The organism is Alphaproteobacteria bacterium, assembly GCA_016699305.1.
Lineage (GTDB): Bacteria > Pseudomonadota > Alphaproteobacteria.
This window is the reverse complement of the sequence record CP064970.1, coordinates 476,399-493,136: the sequence shown is the minus strand read 5'-3', so window position 1 is coordinate 493,136 and position 16,738 is coordinate 476,399. Positions and strand designations below refer to the sequence as shown.

Annotated in this window: 18 protein-coding genes and 1 tRNA gene; 9 read left to right on the top strand and 10 right to left on the bottom strand. The window is 56.6% G+C overall.

Annotated features, from left to right (window positions below; all coding sequences use genetic code 11):
* The first annotated feature begins 111 nt into the window (after window positions 1–111).
* From IPI58_02260 to IPI58_02245, 4 genes are read left to right on the top strand one after another with little or no spacing between them, the layout of a single operon-like run.
* Window positions 112–870 (top strand): glycosyltransferase family 2 protein, encoded by a 759-nt coding sequence (locus tag IPI58_02260; GenBank protein QQR69515.1) that lies wholly within the window; start codon window positions 112–114, stop codon window positions 868–870.
* Window position 871: 1 nt separating this feature from the next.
* The gene (locus tag IPI58_02255) at window positions 872–1,375 is read left to right on the top strand and encodes an NUDIX domain-containing protein (protein ID QQR69514.1); all 504 of its coding nucleotides are present in this window, start codon (window positions 872–874) and stop codon (window positions 1,373–1,375) included.
* Complete coding sequence (locus IPI58_02250) at window positions 1,368–1,871, top strand: NUDIX domain-containing protein (GenBank protein QQR69513.1); 504 nt, start codon at window positions 1,368–1,370, stop codon at window positions 1,869–1,871. Before IPI58_02255 ends, IPI58_02250 begins: the two co-directional genes overlap by 8 nt.
* Complete coding sequence (locus IPI58_02245) at window positions 1,868–2,386, top strand: NUDIX domain-containing protein (protein ID QQR69512.1); 519 nt, start codon at window positions 1,868–1,870, stop codon at window positions 2,384–2,386. Before IPI58_02250 ends, IPI58_02245 begins: the two co-directional genes overlap by 4 nt.
* 28 nt (window positions 2,387–2,414) lie before the next feature.
* Here the strand turns inward: IPI58_02245 and IPI58_02240 are convergent.
* A tRNA-Ile gene (locus tag IPI58_02240) sits at window positions 2,415–2,490 on the bottom strand.
* 49 nt (window positions 2,491–2,539) lie between these two features.
* A complete protein-coding gene (gene alaS, locus IPI58_02235) occupies window positions 2,540–5,212 on the bottom strand; it encodes an alanine--tRNA ligase (GenBank protein QQR70006.1) in 2,673 nt (890 codons plus the stop codon).
* Between the two features lie 90 nt (window positions 5,213–5,302).
* Between alaS and IPI58_02230 the strand changes: the two genes are divergently transcribed.
* From IPI58_02230 to IPI58_02220, 3 genes are all read left to right on the top strand, one after another.
* Window positions 5,303–6,361, top strand: a complete 1,059-nt coding sequence (locus tag IPI58_02230; GenBank protein QQR69511.1) for a phosphotransferase — start codon at window positions 5,303–5,305, stop codon at window positions 6,359–6,361.
* Window positions 6,362–6,518: 157 nt separating this feature from the next.
* Window positions 6,519–7,190, top strand: coding sequence for a hypothetical protein (locus IPI58_02225; GenBank protein ID QQR69510.1), 672 nt, complete (start codon window positions 6,519–6,521; stop codon window positions 7,188–7,190).
* A gap of 391 nt (window positions 7,191–7,581) precedes the next feature.
* Window positions 7,582–9,213, top strand: a complete 1,632-nt coding sequence (locus IPI58_02220) for a glutamate--tRNA ligase (protein ID QQR69509.1) — start codon at window positions 7,582–7,584, stop codon at window positions 9,211–9,213.
* Window positions 9,214–9,273: 60 nt separating this feature from the next.
* On the opposite strand, the gene IPI58_02215 is transcribed toward IPI58_02220, so the two are convergent.
* The 8 genes from IPI58_02215 to gmd all read right to left on the bottom strand — a co-directional run bounded on the left by IPI58_02215 (window position 9,274) and on the right by gmd (window position 14,689).
* Window positions 9,274–9,684: a YraN family protein gene (locus IPI58_02215; GenBank protein QQR69508.1), complete on the bottom strand. Its 411-nt coding sequence runs from the start codon at window positions 9,682–9,684 to the stop codon at window positions 9,274–9,276.
* A 52-nt stretch (window positions 9,685–9,736) separates the two neighbouring features.
* Window positions 9,737–10,093, bottom strand: a complete 357-nt coding sequence (locus tag IPI58_02210; GenBank protein ID QQR69507.1) for a hypothetical protein — start codon at window positions 10,091–10,093, stop codon at window positions 9,737–9,739.
* 14 nt (window positions 10,094–10,107) lie between these two features.
* Window positions 10,108–10,698, bottom strand: a complete 591-nt coding sequence (gene rplI / locus IPI58_02205) for a 50S ribosomal protein L9 (GenBank protein QQR70005.1) — start codon at window positions 10,696–10,698, stop codon at window positions 10,108–10,110.
* A gap of 43 nt (window positions 10,699–10,741) precedes the next feature.
* On the bottom strand, window positions 10,742–11,032 hold the full coding sequence (locus IPI58_02200; protein ID QQR70004.1) for a 30S ribosomal protein S18: 291 nt from the start codon (window positions 11,030–11,032) through the stop codon (window positions 10,742–10,744).
* Window positions 11,033–11,067: 35 nt separating this feature from the next.
* Entirely contained in the window at window positions 11,068–11,448 is a 381-nt protein-coding gene (rpsF, locus tag IPI58_02195; protein ID QQR69506.1) for a 30S ribosomal protein S6, read from the bottom strand.
* A gap of 400 nt (window positions 11,449–11,848) precedes the next feature.
* The gene (locus IPI58_02190; GenBank protein QQR69505.1) at window positions 11,849–12,973 is read right to left on the bottom strand and encodes a GGDEF domain-containing protein; all 1,125 of its coding nucleotides are present in this window, start codon (window positions 12,971–12,973) and stop codon (window positions 11,849–11,851) included.
* 149 nt (window positions 12,974–13,122) lie between these two features.
* Window positions 13,123–13,482 (bottom strand): HIT domain-containing protein, encoded by a 360-nt coding sequence (locus IPI58_02185; protein ID QQR69504.1) that lies wholly within the window; start codon window positions 13,480–13,482, stop codon window positions 13,123–13,125.
* 145 nt (window positions 13,483–13,627) lie between these two features.
* On the bottom strand, window positions 13,628–14,689 hold the full coding sequence (gene gmd / locus IPI58_02180) for a GDP-mannose 4,6-dehydratase (GenBank protein ID QQR69503.1): 1,062 nt from the start codon (window positions 14,687–14,689) through the stop codon (window positions 13,628–13,630).
* Window positions 14,690–15,072: 383 nt separating this feature from the next.
* Here gmd and IPI58_02175 point away from each other — a divergent pair, with 383 nt between their 5' ends.
* Window positions 15,073–16,293, top strand: coding sequence for a D-alanyl-D-alanine carboxypeptidase (locus IPI58_02175; protein QQR69502.1), 1,221 nt, complete (start codon window positions 15,073–15,075; stop codon window positions 16,291–16,293).
* Window positions 16,294–16,467: 174 nt separating this feature from the next.
* Complete coding sequence (locus IPI58_02170; protein ID QQR69501.1) at window positions 16,468–16,686, top strand: DUF1150 family protein; 219 nt, start codon at window positions 16,468–16,470, stop codon at window positions 16,684–16,686.
* Window positions 16,687–16,738: the final 52 nt, after the last annotated feature.

Below are 16,738 nucleotides of genomic sequence, written 5' to 3'. Positions count from 1 at the left end.
TTTCGGTTAAGTATTGGATAAGTTTTGAGCGTCCCGACACAGATTGTGCAGATTCGCGTGGCTTCGGTTAGACTTCCTAGCAAGATACACGCAAAATCAGGACACCGCCCTATGAGCGAAACTTCCGCGCCCATCCTTTCTTTTGTCATTCCGGCCCGTGACGAGGAGGGCAATATCGAGCCATTGGTGGCCGAGATTAAGACGGCAACCCAACGTCAGCCCTTGGTGGGCGAAAACTATGAAATCATCATCGTGGATGACGGTAGCCGTGACGGGACAGCCAAGGAAGCGCTGGCCTGCCGCGCCAGTGATCCCCGCGTGCGTGTGATCCGTCATTCCCGTCCTTTGGGGCAAAGCCGGGCGCGTCGTAACGGCATTGCGGCGGCGCGTGGGGCCTGGGTCATGACCATGGACGGCGACGGCCAGAACGATCCCAGCGATCTACCTCGGCTGTTCGATACCGCCCTTGACCAGGAGCATATGGCCGGGCGCGGCATCTTGCTGGCCGGACTGCGCGTGCATCGTCATGATGCCTGGAGCAAACGTGTGGCCAGCGCGGTCGCCAACTCTATTCGTAAAATGCTTTTGAAGGATGGCTGTCCGGACAGCGCCTGCGGCGTCAAGCTATTCCGTCCCGAACATCATATGGCACTGCCTTTCTTCGAGGGCATGCATCGCTATGAACCGGCACTGTTCAAGCTATATGGCCACCATGTGGCGCTGACCACTGTGCGTCATCGACCCCGGCGGCGCGGGCATACCAAATACACCAACTGGCGACGCGGATTGGTGGGGATCGTCGATGTGCTGGGCGTGTTGTGGCTGAAGTCGCGCACCGCTTCGCTAGAGACGGGCGTCGAGGCAGATTAAGATGAATCCAAGCGAAGTCTTTTACGATACCGAAGGTCAGCCGCGCAGCTGGGACGGCTCGCCCATTCGGGACCGGCTGGGTGTGTATGCGATCTGCGTGTCTCAAGGTCGTGTGCTGCTGTTGTGGCCCGCTCATGCGCAGACTTTGGCAGAATTCCCTGGTGGCAGTATCAAAATAGGCGAGAGCGAGGAACATGCCCTTCGCCCTGCATTCCGCGCGGCCACGGGTATGGATCTGCCGCCCGATGCGTTGATTTCCTGTTTGCGCACCACCTTGTCGCATTATACGGATGCCTATGAATCCGGTCGCTTTTGGAACTTGAGGCATGTGTATTGCGCGGCGGATTTTTCGGGTGAGGCCTGCGCCCTTAATCAGGAAGCATGGCGCGGCAATGATGGAAGCACCTTGCGTTGGGTGGCGCGCGCCGACTTGCCTAGGGTGACGTTCAATTTTATCCATCAGAAAGCGGCGGAATTTTTGATGAAAGGGCATGACGATGAATGAGCCTATGTCTTTTTATGATCGTTGGGGCCGGGAATACCATCCCGCACCGGGCGAGGAAATTCATGACAGGCACGGCGTTTATGTATTCCTGATTGCCAAAGGGCACACTCTGCTGTCCTGGCAGAATTACGCGCCGGATTTAGCCGAACTGCTCGGCGGCAAGATCGATGAGGGCGAATCCATCGGCGACGCCTTGCACCGTGAAGTCCTTGAAGAGTCGGGGCTGGTGTTGCCGGATGCGTCGCCCCAGAACGAATACCATCAAAAAAACGGCGTCTATCACATCCAAGGCACCCCGCCGAGCTACTCCATTCACCATCAAACCTATTGGGTCATGGACTATGAAGGGACATTGCCGAATCCGATAGGCACAGCGTTCACGGGACCCGAAGGCAATCGGTTGCAATGGGTTTCTTTAGAAAGCCTAGGCTCAGTCCGCATCACCTATCCGCATGCACGGGCTTTGCACGTGATCGCGCCGGAGTATCTGCCATGACGACGACCATCACCGAATTCCACGACATACGCGGCAAGCGGTGCTTCCCTGGGCCGCAGGATATGATCTATGAGCGCACGGCGATCTATGCGCTGTTGCGTTGTCGTGGCCATGTGCTGCTGTCATGGCAGGATTACGCGCCGGGTATGGCCGAATTTCCTGGCGGTGGGATCGATCCAGGCGAGGAGCTGCGCGCTGCCCTTGCCCGTGAGCTGAGGGAAGAGACGGAGCTAACACTGCCCAGGGGCGAGCCGACCAAGACCTACAGCCATGTCCTTGGCTTTTACCACGAGGACGAGGACCCTCACCGCTATTATGCCTGCACGCGCATATACTGGGTCATGGACTATCCCGGCCCGCTTCCCGATCCCGTCACCGTCACCTGGACAGGCCCCGAGGGGAACCGTCTGCAATGGGTGCCGATGGCGCATCTGCCTTCGTTAAGTTTCATCCATTCTCATGGCTTGGCGCTGAAGGAATTGTTGGAACCATCCATCGAGATAGGCGGGGTTTGATGTCGGTGGATTCTTGGTAAGAGAAGTTTGGTGGGCCCGGCAGGATTCGAACCTGCGACAACACCGTTATGAGCGGTGCGTTCTAACCGCTGAACTACAGGCCCACGCAATGATGCGAGGTTATATCATAGCCAATCGGGTATTGCAGAAAAGTTACGCCTTCAGTGCCTCTTCCACGGCCCGAATGGCCGCTTGCGTGTCTCCGTCGCCCGGGCCGCCGGCCTGGGCCATGTCGGGGCGACCGCCGCCGCCTTTGCCGCCAACGGCTTCGGCGGCGCGGCGCGCCAGATCGACCGCGTTAAAGCGCGCCGTTAGATCGGCGGTCACGGCCACGACCAGAGATATCTTGCCCTCTTCCTTGCCCATGACCAGCACGACTCCCGCGCCGATTTGCGCCTTGGCGTCGTCCGCCAGGCCGCGCAGCTTGGCGGCTGGTACATCCTGAAGCGTGCGGGTTAGTAAACGCACCCCGTTGATCTCTCGGCTTTGGGTATCGGCGGAATCCGTCCCGCTGCTTGCGCCAGACAAAGCCTGTCGTCGTGCTTGTCCCAGTTGTTGTTGAAGGCTCTTAATCTCTGCCGTCAGAGCCTCCAGCCTGCCGCCCAATTCGGCGGGGGTGGTCTTGATGTGTGACGCGGCGGACTCCAGCCAGGCGTTGCGCTCTTCGTACCAACGTCGCGCCGCTTGGGCCGTCACGGCCTCAATGCGGCGAATCCCTGCGGAAACCGAGGATTCGCGCACGATCTTGAACAGGCCGATATCGCCGGTGCGCCGTACATGCGTGCCGCCGCACAGTTCCACCGAATAATTCGCGCAATCCTCGAACGCGCCGCCCATGCTGACCACGCGCACCTCCTCGCCATATTTCTCGCCGAACAAGGCCATGGCCCCTTGAGTGATGGCCTCGTCGGGAGTCATTAGGCGGGTGACGGCTTCCTCGTTGGCGAGGATACGGTTATTCACCTCGTCTTCGATGGCGGTCATCTGTTCGCGCGTCACCGCGCTGGGATGGCTAAAGTCAAAGCGCAGACGATCGGCGGCGACCAAGGAACCTTTTTGAGTCACATGCGCACCCAGATGGCGGCGCAAGGCCGCGTGCAGCAGATGCGTGGCCGAATGATGGGCGCGAATGCTGGCGCGGCGTTCGTCATCCACGATCATCAAGACCGTGTCGCCGATTTTGATCGCGCCGCTGGCAATGCGGCCCTTATGGACGATCAAAGCGCCTAAGGGTTTTTGCGTGTCTTCGATCCTGATTTCCGCCTTGGTGACGCCGCCATCGGCCAGGACGCGGATGATGCCGCTATCACCGACCTGGCCACCGGATTCGCCGTAGAAAGGCGTTTGATTCACGATGATGCTGACTTCATCACCCGCCTTCGCCTCTTGGACGCGCTGACCATTTTGTAACATGGCTTGGACGATGCCTTCGGCGCGCTGCGTGCTATAGCCCAAGAATTCGCTGGCGCCCAATTCTTCCTTCAGGTCGAACCAAATGCGATCCGTCTTGGTCTCGCCCGATCCGGACCAGGCTTGCCGCGCCAATTCGCGCTGACGCGCCATGGCTGAATCGAATCCGGCCGTGTCCACGCTCATTTCCTGGCCGCGCAGCACGTCTTGCGTCAGATCCAGAGGGAAGCCATAGGTGTCGTATAGCTTAAAGGCCACCTCGCCAGGCAGGCTGCCGCCCGGTTTGAGGCGACCGGTTTCTTCCTCCAGCAATTTCAGTCCGCGTTCCAAAGTCTGGCGGAAACGGGCTTCTTCCAGCTTTAAGGTTTCGGTGATCAAAGCCTCGGCGCGAATCAGTTCCGGATAGGCCGCGCCCATCTGCCGCGACAGTTCAGGCACTAGGCGATGCAGCACCGGCTCACGCGCCCCCAGCAGATGCGCGTGACGCGCGGCGCGGCGCAGGATGCGCCGCAGCACATAGCCGCGCCCGTCGTTCGAGGGTAGAACGCCATCGGCGATCAGGAACGAGATGGCGCGTAGATGATCGGCGATGACCCGATGCGAAGCCGAATGCGGCCCTTCGGGCGCGACGCCCGTCAGATCGGCGCAGGCGTGGATCAGGGCTTGCAGCAGATCGGTCTCGTAATTCGAATGCACGCCCTGCAGCACGGCGGCCATGCGTTCCAGCCCCATGCCGGTGTCGATAGAGGGTTTGGGCAGGGATACGCGCTTTTCGGGCGTGACCTGCTCATACTGCATGAACACCAGGTTCCATATCTCGATAAAGCGGTCGCCATCGGCATCAGGACTGCCCGGAGGGCCGCCCGCAATCGCGGGGCCGTGGTCATAGAAGATTTCCGAACACGGACCACACGGGCCGGTATCGCCCATGCGCCAGAAATTATCATCGGTCGAAATGCGGATGATGCGTTCTTCCGGCAGGCCCGAAATCTTGCGCCAATGGCCAAAGGCTTGGTCATCGTCGTGATAGACGGTCACGCATAGCTTGTCGGCTGGCAGGCCCAGTTCCTTGGTCACCAATCCCCATGCCAGATCAATCGCCGTTTCCTTGAAATAATCGCCGAATGAAAAATTACCCAGCATCTCGAAAAACGTGTGGTGCCGCGCGGTATAGCCCACATTGTCCAAGTCGTTATGCTTGCCGCCCGCGCGAACGCATTTCTGCGCCGAGGTCGCGCGGGTATATGGGCGCTGTTCGGCTCCGGTAAAAACGTTTTTGAACTGTACCATGCCCGAATTGGTAAACATCATACTAGGGTCGTTGCGCGGCACCAGCGGGCTGGACGGCACCACGGTATGGCCGTTTTTGCCGTAAAAGCCCAGGAACGCGGCGCGGATATCGGTCAAGGTCTTCATCATTCGTCCGATCATAGAGTCAAAAGCGCGTCATTTTAGCCGGAATGTAATATTTGGCCAAGCGGGGTTCTTGTGCTTTAAAATCCGGGCATGATATCGGCACCGGCGCATCTGCAGGCAATTCGTGACCTACCCCATGAGGTGGGGAATATTCTGGGCCGGCTGGGCCTGGTGACGGATGCCGTCCTGATGGCCCAAGGCACCATCAATGACGTTTATTTGCTGGGCGATCCGGCCCGTTCTGCTGCCTGTGTGCTGCGTTTGCGTAGTCGGGCGCATGTCTTTCAGTATGAGCAGGGCTTGGTTAAGGAACCCATCGTGGCCGCGCTGCTGGTCGCCCATGAACGCGAAGGGCGAATCCTGGGCGCGTCGGATTTTCGCGTGGATGACCGGCTTATGCCAAGCGATGGACCGATGGCCTGTTCGTTATGGGGCGATATCTTTGCCTATGAATGCGCGCCGCATACCGCCATGCCTTGGCTGTTGATGGGGCATGTGGAAGGCGAGCATTTGACCCGGCGTCCCGATGCGTCCGCCTATCACCTGTTGGGTGAGGCTTTGGCGCGACTGCATCGCCCCGTCTTTGATGCCGTTTATGCCGATTTTTATGCCGATCCGGCCAAAGCCTGTGATATGCGCGCGCATCTTCATGATCTGATGGTCGATGGCCTGCGGCGTTGGCGTTGCGGAGCCGAAGGCGCACACCGGCCAGATATCCAACCTGCTTTGCAAGATTTGATAACCCGCCCCGGCTTTTTCGACGATTCCATGCCCGTCCTGGTGCATAACGACATTCAGCCCACCAATGTGATTCTGGAACGGGATGGCCCCGCGCGTCTGATCGATTGGGATAATGCGGTCATTGGTTGTGCCGAGCGCGATTTCGCCAAGTTGCGCGCCTGGACCCGGCTGGACGCCCAAGGTTGGCTTTGCGCCGATGCGGACTTATTCCAGGCTTGCCTTGACGGATATCTGGCGGCGGGCGGGCGTCCATTAAACAGTGACCGTCTGGATTTCCACAGCCTTATATGGCTAAGCCGTATCATTCCCTTTGAACAAACCCGCCCACGCCCAGCGGATGCCCGGCCTTTTCCACACGCGCAGGCGTATGAGGGGCTCTTGAATGTGTATTGCGGTCGCCACGGCTAAGAAAGAATAAGCATGATATCGTTATATATCTTGATGTTAGTATAATTTTAGAATGTATCGCTTAAGCTTGTAATCCCCAAGGCTTGCTTTCATGCTATCTGGCACGGTTAAATGGTCCTGGGGTAAGGCTCCCCATCATCGATCATAGGAGACCACAGTGAGCGATTTTATCTGGACCGATGTGCAAGGTAACGAGGCCGAGGAATTGGCGGTCGAGCTTTCCCGGATTTTGCAACCAGCCCCGCCCAAAGAACAAATGGCGTTCAAAGTGGCTGCGCTGCCCTTTTATGCGGATTACAAGCTATTCGGCATGCCGGTACCTGGTCAGCCGGGCGCGGCGATTTTTTTCCTGCGCGGCAATGGCGAATTTCTGCCGCTTGATGGCAGCAACGTGCCGATCTATCTGCTGAATCAAAAGGCACCGGTGGTTTTGAACCGTGAGACCGTGCCGGCCTATGCGAAATTCTTTTTCGACCTGGTGCGCGGCAAATATGGCCGCTTCATCATCGTTGAAAAGCCCGAAGACATCGCTTGGCTGCCCGATGCCTCGGAAGAGGACAAGGAACGGGTGAATCAGTTGCTCCAACCCTTGACCTATAAGAGCTTGGGGCGCGACAACCGCTTTATGCTGTCCGCGACGGTGTTGTTCCGCAATGCCTTGTTCAGCACCAATATCCGCGTTTGCGCCGTGGCCGAAGCCCCGGGCGAGGATGCCGAAAAAGAGCCAGGCAAGATCGTGGGTGAGATGGAGCTGACGGACGAGCAACTTTTGGCCGAAAACCTATCTTTGCCTGAAGAGCCGATTTCTTTGCGCCTAGCGTTGGAATAGGTTCCCTAGGCGCTAGTCACAAAGCTTGGAATGAATGGTGGCTGCATGCGTGGACATTCTAACCCGCAGCACTATCGGCCAAGACAGGAGATGGACTCCCGCCTTCGCGGGAGTGACTCACGAGGAGAGGGAAGCTAACAACAACGCATGCTCTATTCATATAAAAATGACCCTCTCAACCTGTCATGCCCGCGCAGGCGGGCATCCATCACCTGTCTTTCACGCTGTCGCTGAATTGCAGATTCTTCATCTCCATCACAGCGGTTGACGCCGCTTCATAGACCTTTGTGAACAGTGCCAAGAACCTCCGTTGCCATACCATGCGCCGCCTCTAGGATATGCCTGTCATCTGCTATATAACCGCTTAGCACTCATAAGCGGAGAATAGACGATGGCGGGCATGGATTTGGAGAACTGCAAGACTTTGGACGATGCGGAGGCGTTGTATCCGCCTCGGCAGGGCCTAGCCCCGGGCGCAGAGATCACCCGCCTGGCCCCCAGCCCCACCGGCATGCCACATATCGGCACCGCCATGCAGGCGATTCTAAACCGCGCCTTGGCCGATCGCAGCGGCGGCGTGTTTATGTTGCGCATTGAAGATACCGACCAAGCGCGAACCATCGCAGGCGCGCAAGACGCCATCATTGAAGGCTTGAATTGGTTGGGGGCCGCGCCCGACGAAGGCTGCGTGAATGGCGGGGCCTATGGACCCTATATCCAAAGCCAACGCCTCCCCTTATATCGTCTGGCCGCTCAGTATCTTTTGGATCAGGGCCATGCTTATCGCTGTTTTTGCTCGGCCGAACGTTTGGATATGGTGCGGCGAACCCAGACCACCAATCACCAGACTCCCAAATATGACAGGCATTGCTTGCATCTAAGCGCCGATGAGGTGGCCGCGAAGCTGAAAGCGGGCGAGTCTTTCACCGTCCGCCAGAAAATACCCGAACGCGAAAAAATCTCCATCACCGACGAGGTGCGCGGCGAGATCGTCTTTGACACTTCCGCGCTGGACGATGGCGTTTTGCTGAAATCCGACGGCTTTCCCACCTATCATTTGGCCGCCGTGGTGGATGACCACTTCATGCGCGTGACCACGGTGGTGCGCGGCGAGGAATGGATTCCCTCGACGCCCAAGCATGTGTTGATCTATCGCGCCTTTGGCTGGCAACCGCCCAAATTCCTACACACGGTGCTGCTGCGCGATCCGCAAAAGCGCAAACTGTCCAAGCGCAGCGGCGATACCTCGCTCACCTGGTTCAGGCGTCAGGGATTCCTAAGCCTTGCTTTCCGCAATTTCCTGACGCGCGTCATGTGGGCGCATCCGGGCAATAAGGATATCTATCCGTTCGAGGAATTCGTGCAGCTTTTAGACACAAAGGCCCTGCCCAGCACCGGGCCGGTGGCCGATATGACCTTGCTGCAATTCATCAACAACCGCTATATCACCGCCATGAGCAACGAGGAACGGGCCAAGGTCTTTATCGATTATCTGGATTATTTGATCGTAGAGGGGCTGTCGGCATCCAGCACCATCGACCCGCTCGCCGCATCGGTGACCGAGACGGATCCCGATTTCCTGCGCCTTCTGCGTCAAGAGGCCAGCACGCATGTCGCACGTACCGTGGCGATTTCATCCATCGAGCCGGGACGACATCACCGCTTAGCGGATATGATTTTCGACAACGCCTATTTGTATGATTGCGGCTATGTTCCACCCTCGCCCGAGATGTTGGCCAAACAAGCGGCCTTGACCGATGTGCCTGGGATCCTGTCGCGCTTTACCGATGCGTTCAAAGCCGATCCGCATCTAAGCCTGGATGCCACCTTGCGCGCCATTGCCAAGGACATGTGCTTGGCCAAAGACAAGCAGGCATTCATGACCTTGCGCGTCGCCCTGACGGGCCGCGACCGCACGCCGCCTTTGCCCGAGGTGATCGAGGTGCTGGGCGCAGATCGGGTGCGGCAAAGACTTGAACAAGTGATGTTGAGCGTGACGGAGACCGCCAAAAGCGCGGGATAAGCGGTTCAATCGTCGCCGTCAGAGAAACACTTCGATTTGCTTAGGCTTTGCGTCATGGCGCTATACGTCTTCCTGCCAGGCATTCGATATGTGTCGGATACTGGGCCATAGGCCAGGACGATGGATAACGTGCATCAGGTCAAAGCGAATGGTGTCGGCGGCATGTTGTGGGTGTGCGGACAGCCAGGCCCTCGCGGCTTGGATCAGGCGGCGTTGCTGGCGCGGGGCGATCAGGTCGTGCGATGCGGCATTGCGACGTGCCTTGACCTCAATCACGGCCAGGACATGGCCTCGATGGGCCAGGATATCGATCTCGCCCCAAGACCCGCCCCGTTCGCCTCGGTGGCGCTGAGTGAGAATCCGGTACCCTTTAAGACGCAAAAACAGGCGGCACCAAGCTTCGGCGCGGCGGCCCAATTGATCGTTCTGACGTTTAGAGAAAGCGGGACGGGAGGGGGGAACGAAAGCCATAGATGAAAACGCCTGTGGGCTTTCGCGGCGCTTGGGCATATTTGGCTTTGTCCTAGATGATGTATGTCGCTGTGGTAGGCAGGCGATAACACAGGCGCTGCACGCCCTCGCTATCTACTTCGGCGATCAGTACGGAAAGCGGGGCTTCCTGATGCAACGTGTGAATGATCTCGGAAAGGCCGCTATGGAAACAAGGGAACTCACGGCCTTTTTCGGGAACCAACACCAAGCGGTGACTCTCCAGACGAATCTGCGCGAACCCCGGGACTTCACGGCGACCCAGGGTTTCATGCGGCAGGATGATTAACCATTCTCCTGCCGCATTGCGCAGAATTTCCATCTCATCCATCGCCGCCGGTTCTTCTCCACCATGGGAGAAGAACGGCGTGATGACCACGGGTCCTGCCATCGGCAGATACCGCTTTAGGCTTCGCTGCCCTCGGTCGTGGGTGTTTCGAACATCAGCCGCGCGGATTCGGCTGCCGCATCAGCCGCAGCGGCGCTGGCGGAGTCATCAGCGGTCCGTTCGGCGGCCTTGGCGATGTTCTTCAGCGCGGCCTCGGCTTCAGCCTCGCTGCGGGCGACGTTCACTTCGACATGCACGTTGACTTCGGGGTGCAAACGTACACGCACCTTGTGCATGCCGATGGTCTTGATCGGCACGTCAATGACGACGGTACGGCGATCGATGGTCACACCGATGGCCTGAGCGGCCTCGGTTACATCGCGTGCGGATACCGAGCCATAGAGCTGGCCGGCTTCGCCAGCCTGACGCAGCACGGTCAGACGCGTACCATCCAGGCTGCGGGCCTGAATTTCGGCCGCCTTGCGCTGATCGGCATTGGCGGCTTCCAGCTCGGCCCGGCGGGCCTCAAACAAGGATTTGTTTGAGGCCGTGGCGCGCAAGGCTTTTTGCTGCGGTAGCAGAAAATTGCGCGCGAAACCGGGCTTTACATGCACCACATCGCCCATATGACCCAGGCGTTCGATGCGTTCAAGGAGGATAAGTTCAATCATGATCTTTGTTCCTTAGTCAGGAAGATTGTTCGAGATGTCTTCAGGCGCCGCCTGCACGGCCTTGCAAGGCGTAAGGCAGCAGGGCCAGAAAGCGCGCGCGCTTGATCGCCGTAGCCAGTTCGCGCTGCTTCTTGGCAGAGACGGCGGAAATCCGGCTGGGCACGATCTTGCCGCGCTCGGACAGGAAGCGGGACAACAGGCGGACATCCTTATAGTCGATCACCGGCGCTTCAGGGCTGCTGAACGGGCACGATTTACGGCGGCGGAAAAAGGGACGGCGGGCGCCACCGGCACCAGCTGAGGCAGAGGACATTTCGTCGGTTTGAGGCATGCTCATGTCTGGAATCCTTGATTTTTGAGGAGTGATTAGAACGCAGCGGCGACCGGGCCGTCACTATCGTCATAGCGACGCGGTGAACGCTCATTACGGCTGACCAGCATGGCCGAGGGGCCTTCTTCCAGTGCGTCCACACGGACCACCAGGTGACGCAAGATATCCTCATTCACCTTGATCTGACGCGACAATTCCTCGACGGCGGCCCAGGGGGCGTCCAGGTTCATCATCACATAATGACCCTTGCGGTTTTTCTTGATGCGATAAGCCAGGCTGCGTAGGCCCCATTGCTCGGTCTTGGTGACCGTCCCTCCCAGGCCGCGAACAACCTCGGCCAGAGTGGCGCTAAGGGTTTCAACCTGAGTAGCGGGAACGTCCTGACGGACAATAAAGATAGACTCGTAGTATGCCATAGATTTCAACGACCTCCTTACGGGTTGCGGCCTGAACAGGTCTCCCCATCAGACCAAAGCCCACGATCTGCGCCGTAGGCAAGGATACGGCTGATTGCCGCGCCGCTTGTTTAGCGCATTTTTGCACATGAAATCAAGCGGAGCTTTATTCGCTGTGTGTGGCGAGGCTAAATGAGACAGTTTTTCTCTCAGCGGAGAGGGAGTAAAGATAGGACCAAGTTGTAAGTCCATCGAGGGCAAAAAAGGGCTGTAGGTGTTGCGTGTGGGCTTGGCTGGGGGCGGGACAATGAAAGGCAGTATCAGTTAGCACATGCGGTTTTGAACTCGGCCATCAACGCGCGAGCACCAAACCATGCGCCGGGACTTCTTTTCCCTCGCATCCGCCAGAATCCCGGTCCCTTTATGGCTTTGTAAGTGCCATTGGCGTGTTGGTTGTCTCGACCTCTGATCGGTTGCGGCCATTGGATTTCGCGGCATAAAGCGCTCTGTCGGCGCGTTCGATGAACTCGCTGATATCTTCTCCTAGAGCGTATTCCGTTATACCTACCGACAAAGTGATACTGCCGAGAGAGATATTGCTTGGGCGCTTGATAATTTGTTTGGAACCAACTGATATTCTAAGATTATCTGCAACTTTTATAGCGTCTTGCAGGCGGGTTTCGACAAGAAGTATGGCAAATTCCTCGCCACCATAACGGGCGACAATGTCTCGGCCCTTCACATTGTCTCGCAATGTGCGTCCTACCAGGCGTAACACTTGATCTCCAGCCTGGTGACCATGGTTGTCGTTGAACTTCTTGAAAAAATCGATATCGATCATCAATAGAATTAACGATGTGTGCAGCTCTTTTGCCTCGTGCATGGTGCGTTCAATCTCGTGTGCAAAATACTTGCGATTGCCGACCTGTGTGAGCGGGTCAATCATGGTCTCCTTTTGCACCTTCTCCAGATTCTGCTTAAGGTCATTGACCTCGGTCAGCGAGTCGCTCAGCTGTTCTTTAAGCTGATTGTTTTCTTGCGCCATATCACGCGAATCGCGGGCTAATTGGCTGACCATATCGCGCAGCTCGTCGGCGCTGATGGGAAGGCCCAGGCGTTTAAAACTCGAGTCCAGACTTTCACCGAACAATTCGCTGCGTTCACTCGCACGCTCCAAGGCTTCCATCAACTTCCGCAATTCGGTGTTGATGCTCTGATTGGCCTCGTTGAAAGCGCGGTGCTCGGGGTCAGATCCGAAATACCGCTGATACAGCACGGAACACTGCTCGACCGTCAGAGTGATATGGTGCTCGTTGAAATGGTCGATGCTCTGCTTTATCTCCGGCGAACGGCCGCAGACATAGTGATAGAACAGTGTGAAGTGATCGGGACTGGGGGGGATGTGTTGAGATACCAGTCTTTTAAGGGCTTCCTTGGCCCATTCGCATGCATTCTCATAGGGATCCCCACCATAAGGCTCCAAGACGGATAGGGTCTGGGGCTTCGGTTGTGTATGAGTGGACGGTGGAGTTTCAGTATCGGTCATTTCCTGCCCTAAGGACGGAAGTTGGTCTCCCTCTACATACCTATGTAATAATTAAGAAAAGCAAAAAATTGGCCCGTTTTTTTATTCAGCCCCCATCTTTCCGGAAATGACGGGCATAAAAAATCAATTATAGTTTCGCATGAGAATCATTATTCGGGTAACATGCTCCCCAGTTTTTGTCCGCCCAGGACATGGGCATGCAGATGTGGGACTTCCTGACCGCCATTTGCGCCCTGATTGACGATCAGGCGAAATCCGGTTTTGTCCATACCGTGTTGCTGAGCAACGACGTTTATGGCGCGTACCCAGGCGACAATTTCCTCATCGGAGGCGTTTTGCGTGAAATCGCTGAAATCCACATAACTGCCTTTGGGTAGAACCAGCACATGCAGATCTGCCTTGGGCGAAATATCAGGAAAGGCCAGGCTATGGGCATCCTCATGCAGCTTTTTGCAAGGAATCTCGCCCTTGAGGATGCGGGCAAACACATTGCTGGAATCGTAGGTCATAACGGGACTCCCAGGCGGGTCGATCTCAGTGAGACATTAACGCTCTATCAGGATGGGTGCCAAGATCAAAACGAAAGCCATATCCACGCAAACGCTAGGATCGCGTCCGCGTGGAATATGGGCAGCCATATTTACCAAGAAACGATCAAGCGGCGACGCGCGCAGACAGTTTGGCGGATTCCGTTTTGCGGCACTCGGCGCGCTCCATATCGCGCATGGCCATGTCTTGCACCAGTTTCTCAAAACTGGTGGCAGGCTTCCAGCCCAATGCCTTTTGTGCCTTGCTGGGATCGCCGCACAAAACGTCCACCTCGGCCGGGCGGAAGAATTCGGGGTTCACACGCACGATCACCTTGCCGTTGCTGCGGTCGCGTGCCAAACGGTTCACGCCTTCGCCTTCCCAGACCAGATCAAACCCGGCTACCGGGGCGGCGGCGTTGACGAATTCTTCCACGCTGTGCATTTGGCCTGTGGCCAAGACATAATCATCGGCCTTGTCCTGTTGCAGCATCAGCCACATTCCTTGCACATAATCGCGGGCATGGCCCCAGTCGCGCTTGGCGGCCAGATTGCCCAGCTCCAACGGATCCTGACGCAGGCCATGGGCCAGTTGAGCTAAGATCACGGTGATCTTGCGCGTCACGAATTCCTCGCCGCGCAAAGGCGATTCATGATTGAACAAGATGCCCGAGCTGGCATGCATGTCATAGGACTCGCGGTAATTCACAACCATCCAATGCCCGAACAGCTTGGCCACGCCATAGGGGCTGCGCGGGTAGAAAGGCGTGGTCTCACATTGCGGCATGGCTTGAACCTTGCCGAACATCTCCGATGTCGAAGCCTGATAAACGCGAGCGTCCGGTTTGGCCATACGCACGGCCTCTAACAGGCGCAAGACCCCCATGGCATCGGAATCAGCGGTAAACAGAGGTTGCTTGAATGAAGTGGCTACAAAGCTTTGGGCTGCCAGGTTAAAAATCTCGTCGGGCTGAATCTCACGGATCAGGCTGAGAAGGTTGGACATTTCCAACAGCTCGAAAGGTACCAATTTGACCTTTTGCTCGATGCCCAATTCCTGCAGACGCCACGGGTCACCCTGAGACGAACGACGTAACCCGCCATAAACGGTATAACCCTTATCCAGCAAAAGTTTGGCCAGATAAGCGCCATCTTGACCACCTATCCCTGTGACCAAAGCCTTAGGCATCCGATTCTCCTTGATTTGCGTCGCTTGCGCGTGATTCTGTAATGTAGCCTTCCCGTTACGTCAAGTGGATAGATCATTGAAAAATGGGTCTTCCTCGGCATTGAGGTATCGAATACAGTTGGATAAGACAGAACGAGACGGATGCTTCGCCGCTATCGAAAGTGAGCATGTAAAAAATATTTCTAAAGCCATGTCTTGACTTCAGAATGCGGCGCAAATAATTGATCTTTAATTATATTCTGGATGTAATGTTCGGTGCTATGGTCTGCGATATAACAATGAATAGGTAACGGCTTGTATCTCCTACAACGCATCATGTGCATCATACTTGGCCTGGACGGTGAGATATGGCAATTTGCGAGCTTATGTGGATACTGGGACGAATGCAGATTCGAATTCGACGATGGGCATGGGCACTGGGTGCGGTCATCTTTTTGATGACGCCTGCGGCCGGTTATGCCGCCCCCTATGCGGATATTGTGGTTGATGCAGCCACAGGACGGGTGCTGCGCGAGATGAACGCGACCGATTTGCGGCACCCGGCATCGCTGACCAAGATGATGACATTATATATGACATTCAAGGCGTTGGATGATGGACGTCTGCGTCTTGATCAGCGCATCACGGCTTCGGCTCACTCTGCTTCGCAACCACCTTCGAAATTGGGATTGCGTCCGGGACAGGGCATCATGGTTGAAGATGCTATTTTGGGCCTGGTCACCGAATCGGCCAATGACGTGGCGGCCACTTTGGGGGAGGCTATGGGCGGCAGCGAATCCGCCTTTGCCCAAAGAATGACTCAGCAGGCCGCAGCTTTGGGTATGACTCGTACGCGCTTTTACAATGCATCGGGCTTGCCCGACCCACGTCAGGTGACATGCGCCCGCGATATGGCCATTCTGGCGCGCGCCTTGATGATGCACTTTCCCCGCTATTATCCCTATTTCAGCTACAGTCGGTTCAATTGGAATGGTCGCAGTTTCCATAATCATAACCGCTTGATGAACAGTTACGAGGGGATGGATGGTCTGAAAACGGGCTACATCCGGGCCTCGGGCTTTAACTTGGTTGCATCGGCAGTGAGAGGGCAGACACGTTTGATCGCCGTTGTGCTTGGTGGTAAATCGACACAAAGTCGCAATGCACAGGTGGCGGCCTTGTTGGATCGTGGCTTTGCAGGGGATTTTTCTCAGTCGCGTGTTGCGAGTATCCAAGCCCCTTCACGCCAGAAAGAAACGCAATCGCCACAGCGAACAGCTTCTTGGCAGGGTAATACCAAAGATTATGCGCTGGCCCAATCTGAACAGCGGGGCGAAGGCGACAAAGGCGAAGTCCAGCAAGCTTCCAGCGGGGATAACGAATGGGGCATCCAGGTCGGATCTTTTCGAAAACGTGCAGATGGCCAGCGAGCGCTGAAAGTTGCGCGTAGCAAGTTACCTAAATTGTTGGCGGATGCGGAACCTAGGATCGAGAAAGTTTCCACACATCGTGGTGCCATTTGGCGCGCTCAATGGCTCGGTTTGGACGCCTCTTCGGCCCGCGCCGCTTGCCGAGTCCTTTCACGTAAGGGGCATGAGTGTTTGACTATGCCTTCCGCGAGTTAATGTGATTCAACAACGCACTGAAGCCTTCACGCTGGGCATTGTTGCGGAGAGATTTCTAATCGATTTAGGATGGTGGACGCTTACAAATTAACGCTCACCCCGTCATATTAACGGATATTTATGCCATTAGCGTTACGATATATGCAAGCGGAGAAATGAAGGGGAGTTGGCTCAATGATCAGGCATGAAACTCACCAGCAAGCACCATTGCCAACGGACTTCGGTTCCTACGGACTGGATAACTTGGCCTATGTAAAATCAATCGTGCTGGACGGCCGTAAGGTGCATGCGGTACACGCTGCCGACGGCACTCCTTTGACGGTTCTCGACGACCGCGAAGTGGCTTTTGCCACTGTTCGTCAGTACGAGATGGAACCGCTGAGCGTCCATTAAATAAACAACACACAACTAAAGGCACTACGACTAGGGGTAGCGCCTTTGTTGT

Bases quoted from the DNA above. Each gene is read 5' to 3' on its own strand.
- IPI58_02245 (QQR69512.1), top strand. From the start codon at position 1,868: ATGACGACGACCATCACCGAATTCCACGACATACGCGGCAAGCGGTGC.
- IPI58_02190 (QQR69505.1), bottom strand. From the start codon at position 12,973: ATGACCGATACTGAAACTCCACCGTCCACTCATACACAACCGAAGCCC.
- IPI58_02230 (QQR69511.1), top strand. From the start codon at position 5,303: ATGATATCGGCACCGGCGCATCTGCAGGCAATTCGTGACCTACCCCAT.
- IPI58_02215 (QQR69508.1), bottom strand. From the start codon at position 9,684: ATGGCTTTCGTTCCCCCCTCCCGTCCCGCTTTCTCTAAACGTCAGAAC.
- IPI58_02255 (QQR69514.1), top strand. From the start codon at position 872: ATGAATCCAAGCGAAGTCTTTTACGATACCGAAGGTCAGCCGCGCAGC.
- IPI58_02200 (QQR70004.1), bottom strand. From the start codon at position 11,032: ATGCCTCAAACCGACGAAATGTCCTCTGCCTCAGCTGGTGCCGGTGGC.
- IPI58_02170 (QQR69501.1), top strand. From the start codon at position 16,468: ATGATCAGGCATGAAACTCACCAGCAAGCACCATTGCCAACGGACTTC.
- rpsF (QQR69506.1), bottom strand. From the start codon at position 11,448: ATGGCATACTACGAGTCTATCTTTATTGTCCGTCAGGACGTTCCCGCT.
- IPI58_02260 (QQR69515.1), top strand. From the start codon at position 112: ATGAGCGAAACTTCCGCGCCCATCCTTTCTTTTGTCATTCCGGCCCGT.
- IPI58_02185 (QQR69504.1), bottom strand. From the start codon at position 13,482: ATGACCTACGATTCCAGCAATGTGTTTGCCCGCATCCTCAAGGGCGAG.
- alaS (QQR70006.1), bottom strand. From the start codon at position 5,212: ATGAAGACCTTGACCGATATCCGCGCCGCGTTCCTGGGCTTTTACGGC.
- IPI58_02220 (QQR69509.1), top strand. From the start codon at position 7,582: ATGGCGGGCATGGATTTGGAGAACTGCAAGACTTTGGACGATGCGGAG.
- IPI58_02210 (QQR69507.1), bottom strand. From the start codon at position 10,093: ATGGCAGGACCCGTGGTCATCACGCCGTTCTTCTCCCATGGTGGAGAA.
- IPI58_02250 (QQR69513.1), top strand. From the start codon at position 1,368: ATGAATGAGCCTATGTCTTTTTATGATCGTTGGGGCCGGGAATACCAT.
- IPI58_02175 (QQR69502.1), top strand. From the start codon at position 15,073: ATGCAGATTCGAATTCGACGATGGGCATGGGCACTGGGTGCGGTCATC.
- gmd (QQR69503.1), bottom strand. From the start codon at position 14,689: ATGCCTAAGGCTTTGGTCACAGGGATAGGTGGTCAAGATGGCGCTTAT.